Below are 18,871 nucleotides of genomic sequence, written 5' to 3' on the forward strand. Positions count from 1 at the left end.
TCTCATATAGTCTTATTTTTTGCCGGGTTTTCACGGGAAGGTCACAAAAGGATAGCGGGGCGCGGACGAGCAGTTCCATTGCTGCGTTTTGACAGACGGGCGACCGCGCCCCGCTAAATGTGTCGCCGGCAGGATCGCTCCCGGGCGTGTCGCAAAAAAATGCCCGAAGCCATCGGGCAAAAATGAATAAAAATATTACGCTTCATTCATAACGCGTCTCACAAGACGGAGCGGATAGTAAATCCTGGCGCCGCTGCGCACAATCGGCCGCTTGTTTAGAAATAAATAACCACGCCGACCGCGCTCAGGACGCGATCCAATGGCAGGCGACCCGATGGCCAGGGGCCACCTCGCGCAGCGCCGGCGCTTCTCTGCGGCACCGCTCGCCGACCTGCGGGCAACGGGATGAAAAACGGCAGCCGGCGGGAGGATTGACCGGATCCGGGATCTCGCCTTGCACCAGCGCCTGCGGTTCGCTGTGCGGGTCGAGGGTCGGCACCGCGGCCAGAAGCGCGCGGGTGTAAGGGTGGAGGGGGCGGCTGAACAGCGCATCGCGGCTGGCGCTTTCCACCAGTTGCCCGAGATACATCACCGCCACATCGTCACATAGATGCTCCACCACCCCGAGGTCGTGGGAGATAAACAGAAACGTGACGCCGCGGTCGTCGCGCAGGTCGGAAAACAAATTGATGATCTGCGCCTGAATGGACACATCGAGGGCCGAGATGGGCTCATCGGCGACGATAAAATCCGGGTTGAGGATCAGCGCCCGGGCAATACCGATCCGCTGGCGCTGGCCGCCGGAAAACTGATGCGGGAAGCGGGCGTAGTGTTCCGGCGCCAGGCCGCAGATCTTCATCACGTCGATCACCCGGTCATACAGCTCATCGCGGGCGCAGAGCTTGTGCTGCAGCATAGCTTCGCCTATCGCCTCGCCAATGCGCAGCCGCGGGTTCAGCGAGCTGTAGGGATCCTGAAATACCAGCTGCATCCTCGGCCGAATGGCGCGCAGGGCTGGCGCGGTCAGGTCGGCCAGCTCCTGACCGTGAAATTTCACGCTGCCGGCGCTCTTCTCGTACAGGCCAAGCAGGGTTCGGCCGACGGTGGTTTTCCCGCTGCCGGACTCGCCCACCAGGCCAAAAATGGTGCCCGGACGGATGTTAAAGCTGACGCCGTCCACCGCGCGAAGCTCGCCGGTCTGTTGGCCAAACAGGCCGTCGCGCAGCGGAAAATATTTTTTCAATCCATCCACTTCAATAACATAGCGTTCGCTCATGCTGTCGCCTCCGCAAATTCACTGTAAAAGCAGGCGGCCCGCTGGCGCTCGCCGAGCAGCGGTGGAATCGCCTCCCGGCAGCGCGCCGTCGCCCGCTCGCAGCGCCCGGCAAAGGCGCAGCCCGTCGGCAGGGCGGCCAGATCCGGCACCTGCCCGGGAATCGAGTACAGCCGCCGACGCCGCTCGCCCGGCACCGGGCGGGAGGCGATGAGCCCACGCGTATAAGGGTGCTGCGGATGGCGTAATACCTCCGCGGTGGCGCCTTGTTCCACAATCCGTCCGGCATACATCACCACTACCTGTTCGGCCATCTGCGCGATCACCCCCAGGTCGTGGGTAATCAGCATCATCGCCATCTGGCTGGCCCGCGCCCGGTCCCGCAGCAGGCGCAGGATCTGCGCCTGCACGGTCACGTCAAGCGCGGTGGTGGGTTCGTCGGCGATCAGCAGTTTGGGCTGACAGCTCAGCGCCATGGCGATCATCACCCGCTGCAGCATGCCGCCGGAAAGCTGGTGGGGATAGCTGACCATCAGGCTGTCGCCGCGCGCCAGGCCGACCTCGTTGAGCAGCCGGGTAGCCTGCTGCCAGGCGGCTTTCGGCGAGGCGCCGAGGTGGCGGATCGCTGGTTCGCACAGTTGCTCTCCGATGGTCAACACCGGGTTCAGGGCCGACATCGGTTCCTGAAAGATCATTGCCAGCTGGTGGCCGCGCAGGTCGGCCATCTGTCTGGCTTTTAGCCGCAGCAGATCGCGGTCCGCGAAACGGATCTCGCCGCCGTCGATGCGCGCGGTCTGCGGCGGCAGGAGGCCCATCAGCGCCATCGCGGTGACGCTTTTGCCGCAGCCGGACTCGCCCACCACGCCAACGGTTTGCCCGGCCTGAATCGTGAAAGAGACGTCCTGCACCGCGCGCACGCGATGGCGTTCGCCAGCGAAAGAGACGGAGAGATGATTAAAGGAGACTAACGGTATGCTCATTTCAGCCTCGGTTTCATATTGGGATCCATGGCGTCGCGCAGGCCATCGCCCAGCACGTTAATGGCGATCACGGTGATAAAGATGGCGATCCCTGGCGGCATCCACAGCCAGGGACGGCGCTGGAAATCGATCAGGCTATTGGCGGCGTCCATCATATTGCCCCACGACGGCGTCGGCGGCACCACGCCGAGGCCGAGATAGCTCAGCGCGGATTCGCTGAGGATGGCGTTGGCGACAGCCATGGTCGCCATCACCACCAGAATCGGAATGGTATTCGGCAGCAGGTGGCCAAACAGCCGGCGACGCGCCGACAGGCCCAGCACCTGGGTGGCCAGCATAAAATCGCGTTCGCGCAGGGAGAGACATTGTCCGCGCACCAGCCGCGCCAGTCGGGGCCACTCCAGGAGGCTGAGCATCACCACCACCATATAGATGCGCGAGTCCGGAGAAAAATCGAGCTCGGAAAGCATCGCCCCGGCGACGATCAACAGCGGCAATCCGGGGATGGTCATCACCAGGTCGGCCACGCGCATGATCACTCTGTCGGTTAACCCGCCGACATACCCCGAGAGGGCGCCGAGCAGATAGCCCAGGAATACCGACATCACCATGGTCAGCAGGCCGATAATCAGCGAGATGCGCCCGGCCAGCAGCAGGCGGGTGTAAACATCACGGCCGAGGAAATCGGTCCCCAGCCAGTGTTCGGCACCGGGCGGTTGGTTGATGCTCAGGGCGTCGGTGGCATCTTCTTTCCACGGCGACCAGACGGGCCCCAGCGCGCACCACACCGCCATGACCGCCAGCAGGATCAGGCAGAACATGGCCAGCCGGTTACGACGCAGCTGTCGCCACCCCTGGCGCCAGGGAGAGGGGGTAATGTGCGCCAGCGCCGGGATAGCCGCCTGCCGCTGGCGACGACGGGAAGCAAAGTAAGACAGGATCATCATGACCTCACCCGAATACGCGGATCGGCCCAGGCGTACAGCACGTCGGCGAGCAAATTACCGACGATCGTCAGCACCGCCAGAAACAGGGTGAACCCCATCAGCACCGGATAGTCGCGGGCGGCCAGCGAGTCGATATGGATGTGGCCCGCCCCCGGCCAGTTGAATACCTTTTCGGTAATGATCGCCCCGGAGAACAGCCCCGGCAGCTCGAAGCCCAGCAGGGTGATGATCGGCAGCAGGGCGTTGCGCAGCGCATGTTTGAGGATCACCGTGCGCTCCTGCAACCCCTTGGCGCGGGCGGTACGGATAAAATCCATTTTCACCACGTCGAGCATACTGGCGCGCACATAGCGCGTCAGGCTGCCCGCCTGCAGCATCACCAGCGCCAGCACCGGCAGTGCCAGGTGGGCCGCCACCTGCAGCACATACTGCCAGCCGCTCTCGTCGCTGCCGGTATTGGTCATCCCGCCTACCGGCAGCCAGTGGAGATCGACGGCAAACCATTTAATCAGCAGCAGGCAGAGGAAAAAGGTGGGGAACGACATGGCGGCAAACACCGCGACGCTCACCAGATGATCAAACCAGGAGCCGGGTCGCAGGGCTGACACCACGCCGACCGCCAGGCCAATGCCCCAGTAAAAGACCAGCGCGACGCTGGCCAGCAGAAAAGAGTTCCAGATGTACTGGTTGAGCAGCTGGCTGACCGGGATCTGATACTGCAGCGAAAAGCCTAAATCGCCGCGCAGCAGCTGTCCCAGCCAGTGGAGATAGCGGGTGAACAGCGGCTGGTCGAGGCCATAGATCGCCTTCAGCTCCGCGGCGCGGGCGGCGGTCAGGGTGATATTGCCATCGATAAAGTCGCCGGGGGTTTTGGCAAACAGCATAAAAATAATGAACGAGGCCAGCAGCAGCATCGGCAGCGTTTGCAGCAGGCGCCTCAGGATGAAATTTTTCATGACGATCTCGCATCAGCCGCCGGTTAACCCGGCGGCCAGGGGATTTACTTGACGATTTTCACATCCGGCAGGCTGCCGGTCAGGCCGTTGTAGATATCCGGTTTAAAGCCGGTGACGCGGGCGCTGCTGGCGGAAAGAATGTTGCGATAGCCGAGCAGGATCACCGGCGGATCGTCGGCCAGCACTTTGTACAGCTGGTGATAGATCGGCTTGCGCTGTTCGATGTCGAGCACCGCGTTGCCGGCGTTAATCAGTTTATCGACCTCCGCGTTGTGGTAGCCGGACGCTTTCGCTTCGCTGCTGTAGAAATCCCATACCCCATCGTGCGGGTCGTTGAGGGTGCTGGTGCTGAACGAGGCCAGATCGTAATTTCCGGCTTTGCGCTGCGCCATCAGGGCGTTGAAATCCACCACCTGCGGCTTAAGCAGCACGCCGATCTGCCGCCAGTTCTCTTTGGCGATGGGGATCAACGCATCGTTGAGCACCTTCTTGCTCACCAGCAGGGTCAGCTCCAGACGCTGGCCCTCTTTGACGCGGATACCGTCGGCGCCAGCTTTCCAGCCGGCCTCATCCAGCAGCTTTTTCGCCTGCGCCGGATCGTAAGGGTAAGGATTGACGCCCTCTGCGTTAAAGGCCCAGGAGATAGGAGCGATCGGCTCGATGGCGACTTTGCCGTACCCCTGATAGACCACGTCGATCAGCTTTTGCCGGTCCAGGCCGTAAATCAGCGCCTGGCGCACCCGCTTATCCTGCAGCGCCGGGCGATGAACGTTGAATTCCACCTGGCTGTAGTCGCTGGAGCCGTAAAGGTTAATGTTGGCGAAGCCGAGCATCTTCAGCTGTTCGATATCGTCAGGACGTGAGGTAAAGGCGTCGTAGTCGGTCTCCCCGGTCTGGAACAGCTGGAAGTTGGTCGACGGATTGGTTACGCGATAGATAAAACGCGGCGTTGGCGGCGTCCCACGGTAAAAGTGGCTATTGGCATGGAAGCGAATTTCCTGACCGGGAATATAGGTATCGTACACGTAAGGGCCGTTGCCCAGCGGCTTGCCGTGCAGTGAGCGCAGATAGTCGAGATTTCCCCGCTGATATCCTTTGCCGTACCAGGCTTTCGACAACACCGGCCCGCCAATTTTGGCCAGCGTGGTGGCGCCTGGCTGGGTGGTGGTCACCTGCAGGGTGAGCGGGTCGATGACCTTCAGACCGCTGACGCGGTCAGCCTTGCCGGCTTTGTATTCTGCGCCGCCGGCGATATTGGCCAGAGTGATGTCGGTATCGCCATCATATTTGGGGTCGAGCAGGACCGTCAGGGTAAAGGCGACATCTTCCGCCGTCAGCGGTGAACCGTCGCTGAAGGTCAGGCCAGGGCGCAATTTGATGGTATAGACTTTATTGTCCGGGCTGACCGTCCAGCTCTCCGCCAGCCCCGGGACCAGCTTGCCCTGGCTGTCCCAGTCGATCAGGCGTGAAAAAATGACGTTAGTGACGTTTTCATCCCAGCCGTTGACGAAAAAGTAGGGGTTGAAGATCCCCTGCGGCTCGGCGATCCCGGCCACTACCGTGTCTTTGCGCAACTTAGCGCTGGCCGGGATCTGACTGGCGTCGGCGGCCGGGGTGATGCCTTCTTTCAGAAGACCCTCAGCAAAGACGGCAGAAGAAAATGCTACCACGCCGCCGAGCAGGGCCACTTTTAGCGCCAGGGCAAAACGGGTTTTTCTGGTTTTTAATCCTTGTTGTAATCTGGACAAAAGTGCTACCTCATCAAGTGATTGCGTGGTGATTTACAATTCATGACGAAAGATAAGAGGCGCACTTCGCCCTGTCTAACACTGAAACGGTATGATTTATAACCAATTATCCTTAGCAAAGGTTCGGCAATATAATCCCATTCTATGGCTATAAAACAGTGGGTTCCGCTGTGCGATGAGGGAGGCAACATGCTGTCCGCGACCCAGCCTTTCCATCGCGAGGTTCTGAACAGGCGTCACACCTGCGCGGTATTCGCCGGCTGGGCGAGAACGATGAGAGTGGACCCGTACCGACCGCCGTGTACGGCGTAAGGCACCGTGACGGTCGGTTCCGGGCAGACGTTAACGCTCCTTCGCCGCAGGGGGAAGCAGTGAGGGGGCGGTTGCGGCTAGCGGCTGCCAGAGCCGCTCGGGGTCGCGAAACCCCTCTTCGATGAGGGCATAAAAGCGGCTGGCGTGGAGACCGTCGACGAAGGCATGGTTAAATCGCCCGGCCACCGGGATCATGCCGTTCTGCAGTTTCCCCCAGGTGAGCGCCGGAACCGCGGCGCCCACCGCGTATTCCGCATGGGTCATCGAGGTGAAGTGGAGCCACGGCAGACAGCTGGCGCAGATAAAATGTTCGCCATCGACGATGAGCGGCGCAGGCGATGTCTCTCTTGCCGCGACGATCTTTGGCGTTGCCGCGGCGCTGAAGGTGGTGAACTCGGGAGCGTTGTCGCACCATACCTGGCGGAAGCCCTCCTCGACGGTCATCACCGGCGTCATGACCGCCAGACTGTCATATTCAATCACCTCGCCATTGCGCATGCGCTGTCGGAGCTGCGGTACCCCGTTAGCCGCGCGCAGCAGGGCATAGAGCGCGAGCTGAAAAAACGAGACCCGACGGTCCTTCGCACATTCGTACAGGCGCTGCGCCTCTATCGGAACGCAGAGATTAAAGCTGGGGTTGGCAAATTGTCGGTAAAAGGTGAAATGGTCCCGGCGGGGCCAGGCCGCGGTGTCGATGATCCGGTAATGTGCCATGGATGCCTCCTTATGGCTGGCGGTCTGCTGACTATGCGACGATTTCAATCAGGTTGCCATCGGGATCGGCGATCACCGCCTCATAATAGCCGTCGCCGGTGGTGCGCGGCGGTGAAACCAGTATTCCCGCCGCGCCGGCGCGCTGGGCAAGGGCATCGACCTGTTCTGCGCCGCCCACCGAGAGGGCCAGGTGCGCCCAGCCGGTATGGTTATTATCGGCGCTGGCCTGCTGCAGGCCAGGCTTGGTCATCAGCTCGATCACCACCTCGTCGTCGATGGTGACAAAATAGGAGGCAAAGCCGGGATTGGTCTGGCTGAGGTATTTTTCATTGATGCTGGCGGCAAAGAACTCGACCCAGAAGCGGGCCTGAGCCTCAAGCCGTTGGGTCCACAGGGCGAAATGGGCAATTTTCATGGTAAACCTCCGGGCAGGAACATTGACAATCACGGCAGGGCAGACGATCATGCTTGCTGTTGCTCGTTTATGATGATTTAAGGAGTTTCTTTGCTCGATTATGCTGCTTTTCCTCAACAGCGACAAGCGCTGATTTGCCAGATCCTGCAGGAAAACGGCAGGGTGGTGTGTGCGGAGCTGGCGGCGCGTCTTCAGGTGTCTGAGCACACCATCCGCCGCGATCTGCATGAGCTTAGCCGCGAAGGCGTCTGTAAAAAAGTCTACGGCGGGGCGGTGTTGAGCCTGCCGGAAGCGGGAGATTACAGTGAACGGAAAGATAAAAACCGAGCAACAAAACTCAGGATCGCGCAGCAGTGCGCCCGGCTGGTGAAACCCGGCGGCATCCTTTTCATTGATACCGGCACCACCAATCTGGCGATGGCCGAGGCGCTGCCCGCCGAGCTGGCGCTGACGGTGGTAACGAACTCTCCGGAGATCGCCGCGGTACTGGTGAAAAAGCCGCTCTACGAGGTGGTGATGCTCGGCGGCCAGGTGCAGCGGGCGAGCGGGGGCTGCGTTGGGGCCGCGGCGGTGGCTCAGGTGCAGGGAATGTTATTCGACCAGGGGTTTATCGGCGGCTGCGCCATGGCGCCAGAGTCGGGCCTGACCGGCTTTGACTATGCCGACTGTGAGTTTAAGAAAGCGGTGATTAAGCAGTGCAGCGAAATTATCATCGGCCTGACCTCGGATAAAATTCCGGCGGTGGCGCGATTCGTGGTGGCCGCGAGCAGCGATATCGATGTGCTGGTGGTGGAGGAGAACATCAGTCGCGAATATCGCGTTGCCTTTCAGCAACACGATATTCGCATCCATACCGTGTAGCCGCTAGCGGGTGAGGGAGGTGGCGATAAGCCGTAGTCCCAGCGCCCCCAGCACCGTCGCGGTGGCGATATCGATTCGCCGCTTCAGCCGCAGGTAGACCCGACGCGGACGATCAGCGGAGAGCACCAGCGCCACCAGCGAATACCAACTGACGTCAATCAGGAAACTCATCAGCGGCACGATGTAATAGAAGGCGGTGGGGATCTGCGCCGGCAGCACGGCGGTAAAAATCGAGGCAAACACCAGCGCGGTTTTGGGATTGCTCAACTGAGTATACAGCCCGTCGCGGAAAGTCTTCAGCAACGAACGGTTGCCGTCCATGCCGCTGGCGGAAAAATCCATCGGCTGCGCCGAACCGCGGAAAATCTTATAGCCCAACCATAGCAGGTAGAGCCCGCCCGCTACTTTCAAGCCAATAAACAGCTCCGGCACCGCGGTGAGCACCTTCTGCAGGCCCAGCATCGCCATAATAGAAAAAATGGCGGCGCCGGCGCCGGTGCCCAGGGCGGTCACCAGACCGTGCAGACGCGAGCGGGCGACCGCATTGCGCGCGACAAAAATAAAGCTCGGGCCGGGACTGATCACCCCCATGATCAGCACCGCGGCAAGGGCCATCAGGCTGGATAAGAACATAGCAACTCCTGGTATGTCCGCCGCCGGCAGGCGGTCGGCAACGTGGGGACGGTACGAGCAAACAGAGTAACAAACTGGCTCAGGAAAGCACGTGAAAACCCTGTGGAAAAGGCGAGGCTGAACGGGCATCCGCGGCGCGCGTTTTCTGCGCAACTGTTTGAATAACGATTCCCATTCCTGTCAGCGATGGTAAACTGAATAACTGTGATCTTTGTCATACCGTAATAACTACAGAGAAGAGACACTGCTATGCAACATATCATTGAGGGCTTCCTCAACTTCCAGAAAGAGATCTTCCCCCAGCGTAAAGAGCTCTTCCGCAGCCTGGCCTCCAGCCAGAATCCCAAAGCGCTTTTCATCTCCTGCTCTGACAGCCGTCTGGTGCCTGAACTGGTTACCCAGCAGGAGCCGGGACAGCTCTTTGTTATTCGTAATGCCGGGAATATCGTGCCGTCTTTCGGGCCGGAGCCGGGCGGTGTATCCGCGACCATTGAGTATGCCGTGGTTGCGCTGGGCGTGACGGATATCGTAATCTGCGGCCACTCTAACTGCGGGGCGATGAAAGCGATCGCCACCTGCCAGTGCCTGGAGCCGATGCCGGCGGTGTCTCACTGGCTGCGCTACGCTGATGCTGCGAAAGCGGTGGTGGAAAAGAAAACCTGGGCCAGCGAAACCGATAAGGTCAACGGCATGGTGCAGGAAAACGTCATCGCTCAGCTGAACAACATCAAAACCCATCCGTCAGTGGCGGTCGGTCTTCGCGACCAGACCCTGCGCCTGCACGGCTGGTTCTATGACATTGAAAGCGGCGAGATTCAGGCGCTGGATAAAAACACCAAATCCTTTGTTTCGCTGTCAGAAAATCCGGACGTCTTTTTCGAATAAAGCCGTTCCCAGGGCATGGAGGCCCTGTTCATCTCATCTCCTCACCACTACCACTCCACGCAAATTTTGCCGAAATGGGCGCCGCTTTGCAGATAGCGGAAGGCGTCTGGTAAGGCCGCAAAATCAAACACTTTATCGATGACCGGCCGCGACGCCTGCAGGTTCAGCGCGTTGACGTAGTCCTGTTGTTGCCGGCGATGACCCACCACCAGCCCCTGCAGTCGGGCCTGTTTACTCATCAGCAGATGGGTGGGCACATGACCTTCGAAGCCAGTCAGGACGCCGATCAGCGCGATGTGTCCGCCAACACTGACGGCCTCGAACGACTGGCCCAGGGTGCCCGGTCCGCCGAGCTCCAGGATAATATCGGCCCCGCGATGACCGGTGATGTCCTGCACCGTAGCGCCCCAGGCCGGGGTGGTGCGGTAATTGATGAGATGGTCAGCCCCCAGGGCGCGCGCGCGGGCGAGCTTTTCATCGGATGAGGAGGTGACGATGACCTGCGCGCCCATGCTTTTCGCCAGCTGCAGGGCGGTTATCGACACGCCGCCGGTGCCGAGCGTCAGCACCGTATCGCCCGCTTTTAGCCGCCCCTCCACCACCAGCGCGCGCCAGGCGGTGAGGCCGGAGGTGGTGATCGTCGCCGCCTCCCTGAAGCTCCATCCGTCAGGCGCATGGGTAAAATGACTGGCCGGTCTGACTACATACTGGCAGGCGAACCCCTCGGCGCCGTCGCCCGGCGTCTGGCTGAAGTCCTTCACCTGCGGGCCCGGACGGCCATCCAGCCACTGCGGGAAAAAGCCAGCGACCACCCGGTCGCCTGGCTGAAACTCGCTGACCCCGGCGCCAACCGCTTCGACCACCCCCGCGCCGTCAGCCATCAGGATCCGCCGATCGGCAGTGGGAATCACCCCCGTCGCTACCAGCAAATCGTGATAGTTCAGGGAGGTGGCGTGTAGCGCTACGCGGATCTCGCCTGCCGCCGGCGCGCCGGGGTCGGCAAGATCGACAAGCTGCAGATTGTCCAGCGAACCGGGTTTGTTGACGATCCAGGCTTTCATCATGGGGCTCTCTTTTCCAGGGGATGCGCTAAGTATTGGCCCGTCATCGGCTGAACGCCACAGCGCGTCGGTCAGGAAATCACTGCCCGGAGAAAGAGGCGAAAAAAAAGCGCCGTTTTTGACGGCGCTTTTTTAATCGCGAAAGAGGGAAGAGATTATTTGCTCAGCTCAGCCGTCATATGAACGCGATTATTAAACTGGGCGCTGGTGATTTTATAGGACGCACCCTGCTCAGCGGCCTGGGCGGCGATTTTAGCTTCTGCACGGTCCAGGGTGGAAGCGGTGGCGCTGACGCTCTGGGCGAAGCTGACGGAAGAGAACAGCGACAGTGCAGCAACAGCAACGAAAGTTTTGATGGATTTCATGGTCATATTCCTTAATCTGGTGTCTGATATAGGGCTTGTCGCCCTGATGTGATAAAGAATACGCGCAAAGCCTGGCGGTTAAAATCAAAACAATTTGCGAAACTCATTCAAATAATATGAATGATTTTCGGCCGGTCGCGATGCAGCACGTCGTTGCCGGGCTGGCCGTAGCCCTGGTCTATAGCAACTCAGATCGGCACAGAGGCGGCTAAACGTGGCCTCTGCGGTCATAAAATGATGAAAATGGGTATGGCTGACGAGGCGAAAATTACTTTTGATCCGCTCCAGTCCGTTGTAAACCCGCTTGCGATTGACGCCCAGCGTGTCTGCCATCTGATTAGTCGACTGTCCGCCGACCACGCCACGGATCATCTGCATCTCCAGGTCATTGAGTGGGGCTCGCAGACGGGAGGAGCGACTCTGACGCTGATGGCGCGGCGCGAAAGGGCGGCTGCGATCTGCCAGACGGAGCAGAAGGCGGCGGATCTCCTGAACGCTTTCCCGCTGGCTGACCCACAGGAGGGTATCCGCGTAAAAGGCGCGTCCGCGTTTGACGTTGTTGGCGGAGGTAAATCCGACCACCAGGCCGGGATAGCGCTGGGCTAATTCAGCAGCGGCCTGATAATCGTGATAGTTTTCCAGCGCTAAAATAATCACATCCAGCCCGGCCGGATCGGGCAGATGGCTGAGCGGCAGTGAATGAATAATGTTCAGACCGGGCAAGGTTTCCTGAATATCTCTGAAACACTGGGCGAGGCCGATATTAAAATAAATATTATTGCTGTGAATTAAAATATTCAAAGAATAAACCCTGTTACAAGCGATCTAAACGGCGCGGGAAGGAGATTAGCTGCGAACCAGAAGTTTATTCATATCAGCAGGCGAGGTGTTTATATAATTCATCATGCCCGGCGGTTTGAAGGAATAAATTTCGGCTACGCAAGCAGGATTAATATAATACCCTGCGCACTTAACGCGGATAATTAACACGCTTTCGACCCCCGCCTGGTTTAAGCGAGATTTTAAGGTCTGAATGACCTGCCATAATCGCTGCGCGGACGGACGGAGATTATTTTTCTCCCAGACGTTAATCATTAACTCTTCATCACTGACCAGACGTTCTCTGCCATGCGCCAGCAAATATTCCAGTAAACACGCCATGGTGCTGCGCAGCTGAACTTGCGTTCGCGTCCCACGTAACGCGATAATTTCCCGATGATGCAGGCAGTAGAAAATATTATCCGCTAACTTATAGCCAAGTAGTTTATAGCCTGTAGTCATCCACCACTCCCTGACAAATCCCCGTATTGCCGGTGCAGAGTACCCGCCTGCGGCGGTCTGACCAAGTGAATTTTATGAGCTAGAATAATCAAAACAATTAACCACATTAGCATACATAACTAGAATAAAAATCTGATAAAATCGCTCAATTCTGTTGGATTATGTGGTATAGGAAAAGTCTTAATCAAGCGGTGTGCGAAGTTAAACGGTTGAAAATATAGGTGGTGGAAACAAAAAATTGCATTTACCTTGATCTAGATCAATTTTATGCCTTTCAGGTGGCAATCACCATTTACATAGCAAAACAAAGATTGAAATAACAACGTTTAAGTGATGATAAGCTGATTCTGAACTTATGGAATTACCCAGGGAACTGTTCATTACTTTTCAGGAGCGTTTTTATGGTCATTGCAACTCGTAAGCCTCTGTGCAACAAACGCTGGGCCGCCAGCCCGGCCTCTCAGGATCTTCAGTTGACCCAGCTGCGTCACCCCTGGGTCGCCACCACCGCCAGCTGCAAAAGTAAAAAAGGCTGGAAGCGCCGCGGTTAACGGCTAATCCACTTCCCCGGACACCACGCCCCGGTCGCGTTAATGCCACGACCGGGGTTTTGCTGTGATCGGTGTTCTGCGTGAAGGTCACACCGGGCGCAGGCAGTAGCCTGAGGCGGTATTCTCCACGCTGGCGAATCCCGGCAGGCCAAGATGCATACCGCCGACGAGCCACCGCTCGCTGGCGGCCTGGCGCAGGAGACTTTCCCGTGTACGCCGCGCCTGGTCAGGATCGACGTCAAAGGCCACCGATGCCTCTGGCCGGGCGCTCTGGATCGAGGGAAAGTGGACGATATCCCCCCAGATCAGCAGCGACGTTCCGCCCGCCTCGAGGCGATATCCGGTATGCCCCGGCGTATGGCCGGGCAGGGGACATGGTCGGATCCCGGCGATCCGCTCATTTTCATCGATAGCACGAATTTGCGTCGCGCAGATCGCCATTACGCGCCGGACGAGCAGCACGTTGCGTTGTCTACGCTCGCTGGCGTTGTCCAGTGTCGACGGCGCCAGCCAGTAAGCGCTTTCCCGCGAGGGCAGGAACACCCTGGCGTTGGGATAAGCCGGTGTACCGGCGGCGGTCAGCAGGCCGCCGATATGGTCCGGGTGCGCGTGGGTGAGGAGGATGGTGTCAATGTCCTCAGGGCGGACGCCGAGCAGCGCCAGATTGGCGATAAGCGCGCCGCCGACGCCGTTGGCCCCGCCGGTGCCGGTATCCACCAGCACCGTGTGCCCGCGTCCGCGGATAAGGTAAGCGCCGATCTCAATGATCTCCGGCGAGATTACCCCGGCCTGGCGCTGCAGACGCGCCGCCTCTTCAGGGGCAATCCCCGCCAGTAACGTCAGCGGCGCCGTCATCTGGCCATCACTGATGGCGCTTATCGTCAGGTCGCCTGCTGTCAGGGAATAAAAGGGAGCTGGTGTCATGTTGACCTCACGCTTGCTCCGCCGGGTGACGCAACCGGGCGGTAATGGGCTGATAGACAAAGACGGCGGCCGTGGCGGCGTGGGGATGCAGGTCGTCACGCGGGACGATGGCGGCATAGCGGGTATGCCGGGTGGCCAGACCGCCGGGCTGCAGGACGACCGGCGCAGCGACGGGCAGGGCTTCCGCGGTATCGCTCAGCAGCAGCACCTCGTCCGGAGCAACCTCCCGCAGCGCGTTAGTTGTGAGATAGAGGTGGCGATGCCAGTCGGCGATCGCCGATTGCCAGCGGGCAAAATGACCGCCGCCGTTGCGGCGATAGGCGTCGCTGTCGATGACGGCGGCATCGCGGATATCGTGTAGCGCCAGGTAGCGAGGGCACCCCTCGCTGAGCGCGCAGAAGCGCTGGGAGGCATGAAAACCGGGCACTGAGACCAGCGCCGGCAATTTTTCCAGATTGTAAAAGGTATTCCACGCCGCTTCGCTTTGCGGGTCGGTGTAGGCGCATTCGACGACATAGAGCATAGTGACCTCGAGAGACAGATGATTGAGCGCATAAGGCGCTTCAGTGAATTTACTTCATCCTATCTGGCGAAAATGGCGCTGAAAAACGATGTTTATTCAAGCCTCAGTGATATTCTGTCACTGACTTTCAGTCAGCCCGCACAAGGAGCATTGGCTATGCGTCGTAAAATTCCCAGCAGCGCTGCGCTACTGGCCTTTGAGGCCGCCGCCCGCCACGGCAACTTTGCCCGCGCGGCGGCGGAGCTCGCGTTAACGGAAGGGGCCATCAGCCGGCAGATCGCCCGTCTGGAAGCGCTCCTCGACAGCAAACTATTCGACAGAATCGGGAGCCGGGTACGGCTCAATCCGGCCGGCGCCCGCTATGCCAGACAGGTCCGCGAGATCCTCAGCAGGCTGGAGCGGGAAACCCTCGACGTCAGCGGGATGCCGGCCGATGGCCGCAGTCTGGAGATCGCCGTGCTCCCCACCTTCGCCAGCCGCTGGCTCATCCCCCGCCTCGGGCAGTTCACGGCGCAGCATCCGCATATCGTGGTCAATATCGCCGCTCGCAGCGACCCCTTCATTCTGCCGGGCAGCGGATTTGATGCGGCTATCCATTTTGATCACCCGGCGTGGACCGGAATGGATGTGACGTTTTTGTTTGCGGAGTATCTGCTGCCGGTCTGTCATGCTGCGCTGCTGACGGATAACGATCTCCCGGGGTTGCTGAACCGGCTGCCGCGCATTCATCGGCGGCAAAATCCGGATGCCTGGCTGCACTATGCCCGGGAGTGTGGTCTGGCGCTGGATAACCCGGCGCAGGGGCCGCGCTATGATCTGCATGAGATGGCGATCGCTGCGGTACTCAGCCAGCAGGGCGTGGCCCTGGTGCCGAAGATGTATGTGGAGAGCGAGCTGCGTAACGGGACGCTGGTCGCCCCGTGGCCGGGCTCCCCGACGCTGGCCAAGCGCTTCTGCCTGATCAAACCCGGCGGCGGCGAGGGGGAGCCTGCGCTGCAGGCGTTTGAGCGCTGGCTGCAGACGACGATTGCGGCAGGTTAGCTTAAGGCGGGCCCGGGCGTACGCTGCGCCGCCCGCTGGCGGGCATATTTGCCCGGCGATGTCCCGGCATAGCGGGTAAAAGCCACGCTGAACGCGCTGGCCGAGCCATAGCCGAGGCGCTCGGCGATATCCGCCATGCTGATGCCCGGCTCTCCCAGCCACCGCATCGCCAGGGTCATGCGCCAGCTCAACAGATAGCCCATCGGGGTCATTCCGGTCAGGCCGGTAAAGCGTTCAAACAACGTCGAGCGAGACAGCGCGCAGTCGGCGGCCAGGGCGTTGACGGTCCAGCGTCTGGCGGGGGCCTCATGCAGCAGACGGATTGCCTGGGCGATCCTCGGGTCGCTCAGGCCGCGCACCAGGCCTGGGGTGGCGAGTGTTTCGCAGGAGCGGATGGCCTCGATAAACAGCAGCTCAACCATCCGCGCCAGAACGAAAGATTTACCTGCGCGATCCGCCTGGGCTTCCTCTTTCAGCAGTCCGACAAAGGTGGCCAGCCGCGGCTGGTCGCGAACCACCACCAGGGCGGGCAGCAGCGAGGTCAGCAGGCTGGCGTTATCCGAATCGGCAGCGCAGTGGCCAATCAGCGCCAGCATCTCCGCCGGCTGGTCGAGGGCTCCCAGGCGAAAGTGTTCCTCCGCCAGTTTCACCGGGGTGGTCTCCAGCGCCGGTGAAGGCGGCGGGGTCAGGCTGGTTAGCGCGAAGCGGTACGCCGCCGGGATCAACATAAAATCCCCGGCGCGCAGGGTCTGCGGCGGATGCTGGTCTATTTCCAGCCGACAGCCTCCTTCCAGCACCACGCCATAGAACGACATGCCCTGGTCCGAGCGAATGACGCGCCATTCTCCCGCCCCCTCAATGGTTTTGGTCAGCACCGCTCTGAGATTTAGCATCGCAATGATTTCCGCCAGCGGGTCGCTCATTTCCGGACTCCTGCTAAAGAATGATGGATTATTGACCCTATATCGTCCGGAGCGGGCTGTCTATGATGAAAAGGAAGAAGCCAATCGGAGACAGAGAGATGCAAACGATTATGATCACCGGCTGTTCATCGGGTTTTGGCCTGGAGACGGCGCGTTATTTTCTTGAACAGGGCTGGAAGGTTATCGCCACGATGCGGGTTCTGCGAGAGGATCTGTTGCCAGCCAGCGACCGTCTGCGGCTGGTGCGCCTTGACGTCACCTCAGCGCAGAGTATCGCCGAGGCGATTGCCGAGGCCGGAGAGATTGACGTTCTGGTCAATAACGCCGGAGTGGGGATGCTCAACGCCCTGGAGGGGGCGTCGCGCGAGGCGATAGCGAACCTGTTTGCCACCAATACTCTTGGGACTATCGCCATGACCCAGGCGGTACTTCCCCGGTTCAGAGCGCGCCGTAGCGGGACGATCGTGAATATCACCTCGGCGGTCACCCTACAGCCGATGCCCCTGCTGGCGGTCTATACCGCGAGTAAGGCGGCGGTGAACGCCTTCACGGCGTCCCTGGCGCTGGAGCTGCGGCCCTTCAATATTCGCGTCGGGGTGATCCTGCCGGGACGCGATCCCCAAACCCGCTTCGGGGAAAACGCGCGTCGAACGATGGGCCAGCTCCCGGAGAGCTATGCGGCGCTCGGCCAGCAGATCCTCGACAGCATCCAGGAAAACGCCAGCGTGACGCGGGCTGTCGATGTGGCTCAGGCCGTCTGGCGAATGGTGAACGATCCTGATGCCCCTTCGCGGCTGCCGGCAGGGGAAGATGCCCTGGCGATGGCGCAGGCCAGTCGGAGTCGCGAATAATCGGCTTTAGCTTTGTCGCTGGCAGGGTTCAATAACGTTCAGGCGGGAAGCGCAGAAGGCGTGCGTTTTCCGGTCAAGATGCTGCAGGGTAATGTTGAGAGGGAATGATAAGAAACAAGATTGGTGCGTCTGAATGGACTCGAACCATCGACCCCCACCATGTCAAGGTGGTGCTCTAACCAACTGAGCTACAGACGCATTATGGTGCGTTTAATTGGACTCGAACCAACGACCCCCACCATGTCAAGGTGGTGCTCTAACCAACTGAGCTATAAACGCATAATGGTGCGTTCGATTGGACTCGAACCAACGACCCCCACCATGTCAAGGTGGTGCTCTAACCAACTGAGCTACGAACGCAATGTTGTGGTGACAACGGGGACGCATATTAGCGGCAGGCAGGGGATGTGGCAAGAGGTAAACGTCACTTTTCTTGTACATTGCTTGCGATTGCGGATCTTTTACCCATTCCGGCGATATTTTACTGAACCACAAGGATATTTCTTCGCCAGCAGGCGCCTCGCCTCTCTTTTCTCCGCGGGTCTCAACCTGCGCACAAAGGTTGCCGTTGTGTTAAATTATCGCCCACCAGAAGAGAGGAGTAATAACGAAGATGAAATCGATAGGTATTTTCTGCGGTTCTTCAGCTGGCGAACATCCGCTGTATCTCGACACTGCCCGACGGGTTGGCCACACGCTGGCGCAGCAGGGCCTGGCTGTTGTCTATGGCGGCGGCAAAGTTGGCTTGATGGGGGCGGTTGCCGATGCGGCGCTTGAGGCCGGGGGCGTGGTGATTGGCGTGATGCCGCGCGGCCTGGTGGAGCGGGAAATTGCCCATCGCGGGTTGACGGAGCTGCATGTGGTTGAGGATATGCACGAACGGAAAACCAAAATGGCGGCGCTGGCCGACGGCTTTATTGCTCTGCCGGGCGGAGCGGGGACGCTGGAAGAAATTTTCGAACAGTGGACCTGGGCGCAGCTGGGCATCCATGAAAAGCCGTGCGCATTTCTGAATATTAAAGGGTATTACGATCCGCTGCAGGCGATGGTCAATAACATGGTGCGGGAAGGGTTTATGCACCCGCGCTACGCGGAGATGCTGCCGTTTGCTGCCTCGGCAGAGGAGATTATCGCCGGTTTTCGCGACTATACGCCGCCGGCGCGTAAATGGGTTCAGCAGCCCGCTATTTAAACATCAAGCGAAGGGTAAACAGCGCGCAGACGATGAGCAGAACCAACAGCAATTCGAAGCGATAACGTTGCAGCATGATGTCCTCCTGAAAAAAAACCGGCGCTATTCAGCGCCGGTTTATCACCTTAACGCTCTGACCGTTATGCCGCCGGTTGTACCGCCGGTTTGGCTGCGTGGTGCGCCGCTTTGTGGTGCTTCTTCGCCGCCTGGGCTTTCTGTTCGGCTGCCGGTTTCGCCGCCGCTTTATGATGTTTCTTGTGATGAACGGTGGTGTGGTTGGCTGCGGCAGCCGGGGTGGTGGTCGCGGCATCGGCGGCGAAAGCAACAGATGACAGACCCATAGCAGCGGCAACAACCAGAGCTAATACTTTTTTCATGCTGAAATCCTCGAATTGGTTTCCTGAGTAACCCCACTGCGGGGCTGTTGGCCACACT

The 18,871-nt window shown here is 59.7% G+C and carries 21 protein-coding genes, 3 tRNA genes and 1 pseudogene; 6 read left to right on the forward strand and 19 right to left on the reverse strand.

All coding sequences use genetic code 11. The annotated features are described in order from the left end of the window. Positions 1–304: 304 nt before the first annotated feature. The 7 genes from ACOI6Z_RS04780 to ACOI6Z_RS04810 form a co-directional block, all read right to left on the reverse strand. Positions 305–1,276 carry an ABC transporter ATP-binding protein gene (locus ACOI6Z_RS04780; protein WP_065812549.1) on the reverse strand — a complete coding sequence of 324 codons (972 nt, stop codon included), beginning with the start codon at positions 1,274–1,276 and terminating at the stop codon, positions 305–307. Next, positions 1,273–2,253 (reverse strand): ABC transporter ATP-binding protein, encoded by a 981-nt coding sequence (locus tag ACOI6Z_RS04785; RefSeq protein WP_065812550.1) that lies wholly within the window; start codon positions 2,251–2,253, stop codon positions 1,273–1,275. Before ACOI6Z_RS04785 ends, ACOI6Z_RS04780 begins: the two co-directional genes overlap by 4 nt. Next, positions 2,250–3,200, reverse strand: a complete 951-nt coding sequence (opp4C, locus tag ACOI6Z_RS04790) for an oligopeptide ABC transporter permease (RefSeq protein WP_072421577.1) — start codon at positions 3,198–3,200, stop codon at positions 2,250–2,252. Before opp4C ends, ACOI6Z_RS04785 begins: the two co-directional genes overlap by 4 nt. Next, a complete protein-coding gene (locus ACOI6Z_RS04795) occupies positions 3,197–4,156 on the reverse strand; it encodes an ABC transporter permease (RefSeq protein WP_008804589.1) in 960 nt (319 codons plus the stop codon). Before ACOI6Z_RS04795 ends, opp4C begins: the two co-directional genes overlap by 4 nt. Before the next feature lie 44 nt (positions 4,157–4,200). Next, positions 4,201–5,904 (reverse strand): ABC transporter substrate-binding protein, encoded by a 1,704-nt coding sequence (locus ACOI6Z_RS04800; protein WP_065812552.1) that lies wholly within the window; start codon positions 5,902–5,904, stop codon positions 4,201–4,203. 342 nt (positions 5,905–6,246) lie between these two features. Beyond that, positions 6,247–6,930 carry a CatA-like O-acetyltransferase, family 1 gene (locus tag ACOI6Z_RS04805; RefSeq protein ID WP_044523595.1) on the reverse strand — a complete coding sequence of 228 codons (684 nt, stop codon included), beginning with the start codon at positions 6,928–6,930 and terminating at the stop codon, positions 6,247–6,249. A gap of 31 nt (positions 6,931–6,961) precedes the next feature. Then, complete coding sequence (locus ACOI6Z_RS04810; protein ID WP_032453134.1) at positions 6,962–7,345, reverse strand: VOC family protein; 384 nt, start codon at positions 7,343–7,345, stop codon at positions 6,962–6,964. A gap of 90 nt (positions 7,346–7,435) precedes the next feature. Here ACOI6Z_RS04810 and ACOI6Z_RS04815 point away from each other — a divergent pair, with 90 nt between their 5' ends. Further along, entirely contained in the window at positions 7,436–8,206 is a 771-nt protein-coding gene (locus tag ACOI6Z_RS04815) for a DeoR/GlpR family DNA-binding transcription regulator (RefSeq protein WP_032453133.1), read from the forward strand. Between the two features lie 3 nt (positions 8,207–8,209). Here the strand turns inward: ACOI6Z_RS04815 and ACOI6Z_RS04820 are convergent, their stop codons facing one another. Then, positions 8,210–8,839 (reverse strand): LysE family translocator, encoded by a 630-nt coding sequence (locus ACOI6Z_RS04820; RefSeq protein ID WP_032453132.1) that lies wholly within the window; start codon positions 8,837–8,839, stop codon positions 8,210–8,212. Positions 8,840–9,088: 249 nt separating this feature from the next. On the opposite strand from ACOI6Z_RS04820, the gene ACOI6Z_RS04825 reads away from it, so the two are divergent. Further along, on the forward strand, positions 9,089–9,724 hold the full coding sequence (locus tag ACOI6Z_RS04825) for a carbonic anhydrase (RefSeq protein WP_023289965.1): 636 nt from the start codon (positions 9,089–9,091) through the stop codon (positions 9,722–9,724). A 47-nt stretch (positions 9,725–9,771) separates the two neighbouring features. Here ACOI6Z_RS04825 and ACOI6Z_RS04830 read toward each other — a convergent pair whose 3' ends face one another. The 4 genes from ACOI6Z_RS04830 to ACOI6Z_RS04845 all read right to left on the reverse strand — a co-directional run bounded on the left by ACOI6Z_RS04830 (position 9,772) and on the right by ACOI6Z_RS04845 (position 12,431). After that, a complete protein-coding gene (locus ACOI6Z_RS04830; RefSeq protein ID WP_198046917.1) occupies positions 9,772–10,788 on the reverse strand; it encodes a zinc-dependent alcohol dehydrogenase family protein in 1,017 nt (338 codons plus the stop codon). Between the two features lie 152 nt (positions 10,789–10,940). Further along, the gene (locus ACOI6Z_RS04835) at positions 10,941–11,150 is read right to left on the reverse strand and encodes a YdgH/BhsA/McbA-like domain containing protein (RefSeq protein ID WP_004202908.1); all 210 of its coding nucleotides are present in this window, start codon (positions 11,148–11,150) and stop codon (positions 10,941–10,943) included. Between the two features lie 84 nt (positions 11,151–11,234). Next, the gene (locus ACOI6Z_RS04840; RefSeq protein ID WP_065812553.1) at positions 11,235–11,951 is read right to left on the reverse strand and encodes a hypothetical protein; all 717 of its coding nucleotides are present in this window, start codon (positions 11,949–11,951) and stop codon (positions 11,235–11,237) included. Positions 11,952–11,996: 45 nt separating this feature from the next. Then, positions 11,997–12,431 carry a winged helix-turn-helix domain-containing protein gene (locus ACOI6Z_RS04845; RefSeq protein ID WP_023289962.1) on the reverse strand — a complete coding sequence of 145 codons (435 nt, stop codon included), beginning with the start codon at positions 12,429–12,431 and terminating at the stop codon, positions 11,997–11,999. Positions 12,432–12,832: 401 nt separating this feature from the next. Here ACOI6Z_RS04845 and ACOI6Z_RS04850 point away from each other — a divergent pair, with 401 nt between their 5' ends. Beyond that, positions 12,833–12,982: a hypothetical protein gene (locus ACOI6Z_RS04850; RefSeq protein WP_023289961.1), complete on the forward strand. Its 150-nt coding sequence runs from the start codon at positions 12,833–12,835 to the stop codon at positions 12,980–12,982. Positions 12,983–13,069: 87 nt separating this feature from the next. On the opposite strand, the gene ACOI6Z_RS04855 is transcribed toward ACOI6Z_RS04850, so the two are convergent. Further along, a complete protein-coding gene (locus ACOI6Z_RS04855) occupies positions 13,070–13,906 on the reverse strand; it encodes an MBL fold metallo-hydrolase (RefSeq protein WP_420687011.1) in 837 nt (278 codons plus the stop codon). 7 nt (positions 13,907–13,913) lie between these two features. Then, complete coding sequence (locus ACOI6Z_RS04860) at positions 13,914–14,429, reverse strand: hypothetical protein (protein WP_048297654.1); 516 nt, start codon at positions 14,427–14,429, stop codon at positions 13,914–13,916. A 156-nt stretch (positions 14,430–14,585) separates the two neighbouring features. On the opposite strand from ACOI6Z_RS04860, the gene ACOI6Z_RS04865 reads away from it, so the two are divergent. Next, complete coding sequence (locus tag ACOI6Z_RS04865) at positions 14,586–15,470, forward strand: LysR substrate-binding domain-containing protein (RefSeq protein WP_023289958.1); 885 nt, start codon at positions 14,586–14,588, stop codon at positions 15,468–15,470. Here the strand turns inward: ACOI6Z_RS04865 and ACOI6Z_RS04870 are convergent. Continuing rightward, the gene (locus ACOI6Z_RS04870; protein ID WP_032453129.1) at positions 15,467–16,393 is read right to left on the reverse strand and encodes an AraC family transcriptional regulator; all 927 of its coding nucleotides are present in this window, start codon (positions 16,391–16,393) and stop codon (positions 15,467–15,469) included. The two genes, ACOI6Z_RS04865 and ACOI6Z_RS04870, sit on opposite strands and share 4 nt — an antisense overlap. A gap of 98 nt (positions 16,394–16,491) precedes the next feature. Between ACOI6Z_RS04870 and ACOI6Z_RS04875 the strand changes: the two genes are divergently transcribed. Next, positions 16,492–17,244: an SDR family oxidoreductase gene (locus tag ACOI6Z_RS04875; RefSeq protein ID WP_065812554.1), complete on the forward strand. Its 753-nt coding sequence runs from the start codon at positions 16,492–16,494 to the stop codon at positions 17,242–17,244. Between the two features lie 121 nt (positions 17,245–17,365). On the opposite strand, the gene ACOI6Z_RS04880 is transcribed toward ACOI6Z_RS04875, so the two are convergent. From ACOI6Z_RS04880 to ACOI6Z_RS04890, 3 genes are all read right to left on the reverse strand, one after another. Continuing rightward, positions 17,366–17,442 (reverse strand) — tRNA-Val (locus tag ACOI6Z_RS04880). 4 nt (positions 17,443–17,446) lie between these two features. Further along, a tRNA-Val gene (locus ACOI6Z_RS04885) sits at positions 17,447–17,523 on the reverse strand. A gap of 4 nt (positions 17,524–17,527) precedes the next feature. Then, positions 17,528–17,604: transfer RNA gene (locus ACOI6Z_RS04890), tRNA-Val, on the reverse strand. Positions 17,605–17,857: 253 nt separating this feature from the next. Here ACOI6Z_RS04890 and ACOI6Z_RS04895 point away from each other — a divergent pair. Continuing rightward, positions 17,858–18,436, forward strand: a complete 579-nt coding sequence (locus ACOI6Z_RS04895; RefSeq protein WP_049013570.1) for a TIGR00730 family Rossman fold protein — start codon at positions 17,858–17,860, stop codon at positions 18,434–18,436. Between the two features lie 143 nt (positions 18,437–18,579). Here ACOI6Z_RS04895 and asr read toward each other — a convergent pair. Beyond that, a pseudogene (asr, locus tag ACOI6Z_RS04900) lies at positions 18,580–18,813 on the reverse strand (acid resistance repetitive basic protein Asr); the annotation flags it as partial. Positions 18,814–18,871 lie beyond the last annotated feature (58 nt).

It is taken from the genome of Klebsiella sp. C239, from assembly GCF_048822715.1.
GTDB lineage: Bacteria > Pseudomonadota > Gammaproteobacteria > Enterobacterales > Enterobacteriaceae > Klebsiella > Klebsiella quasipneumoniae.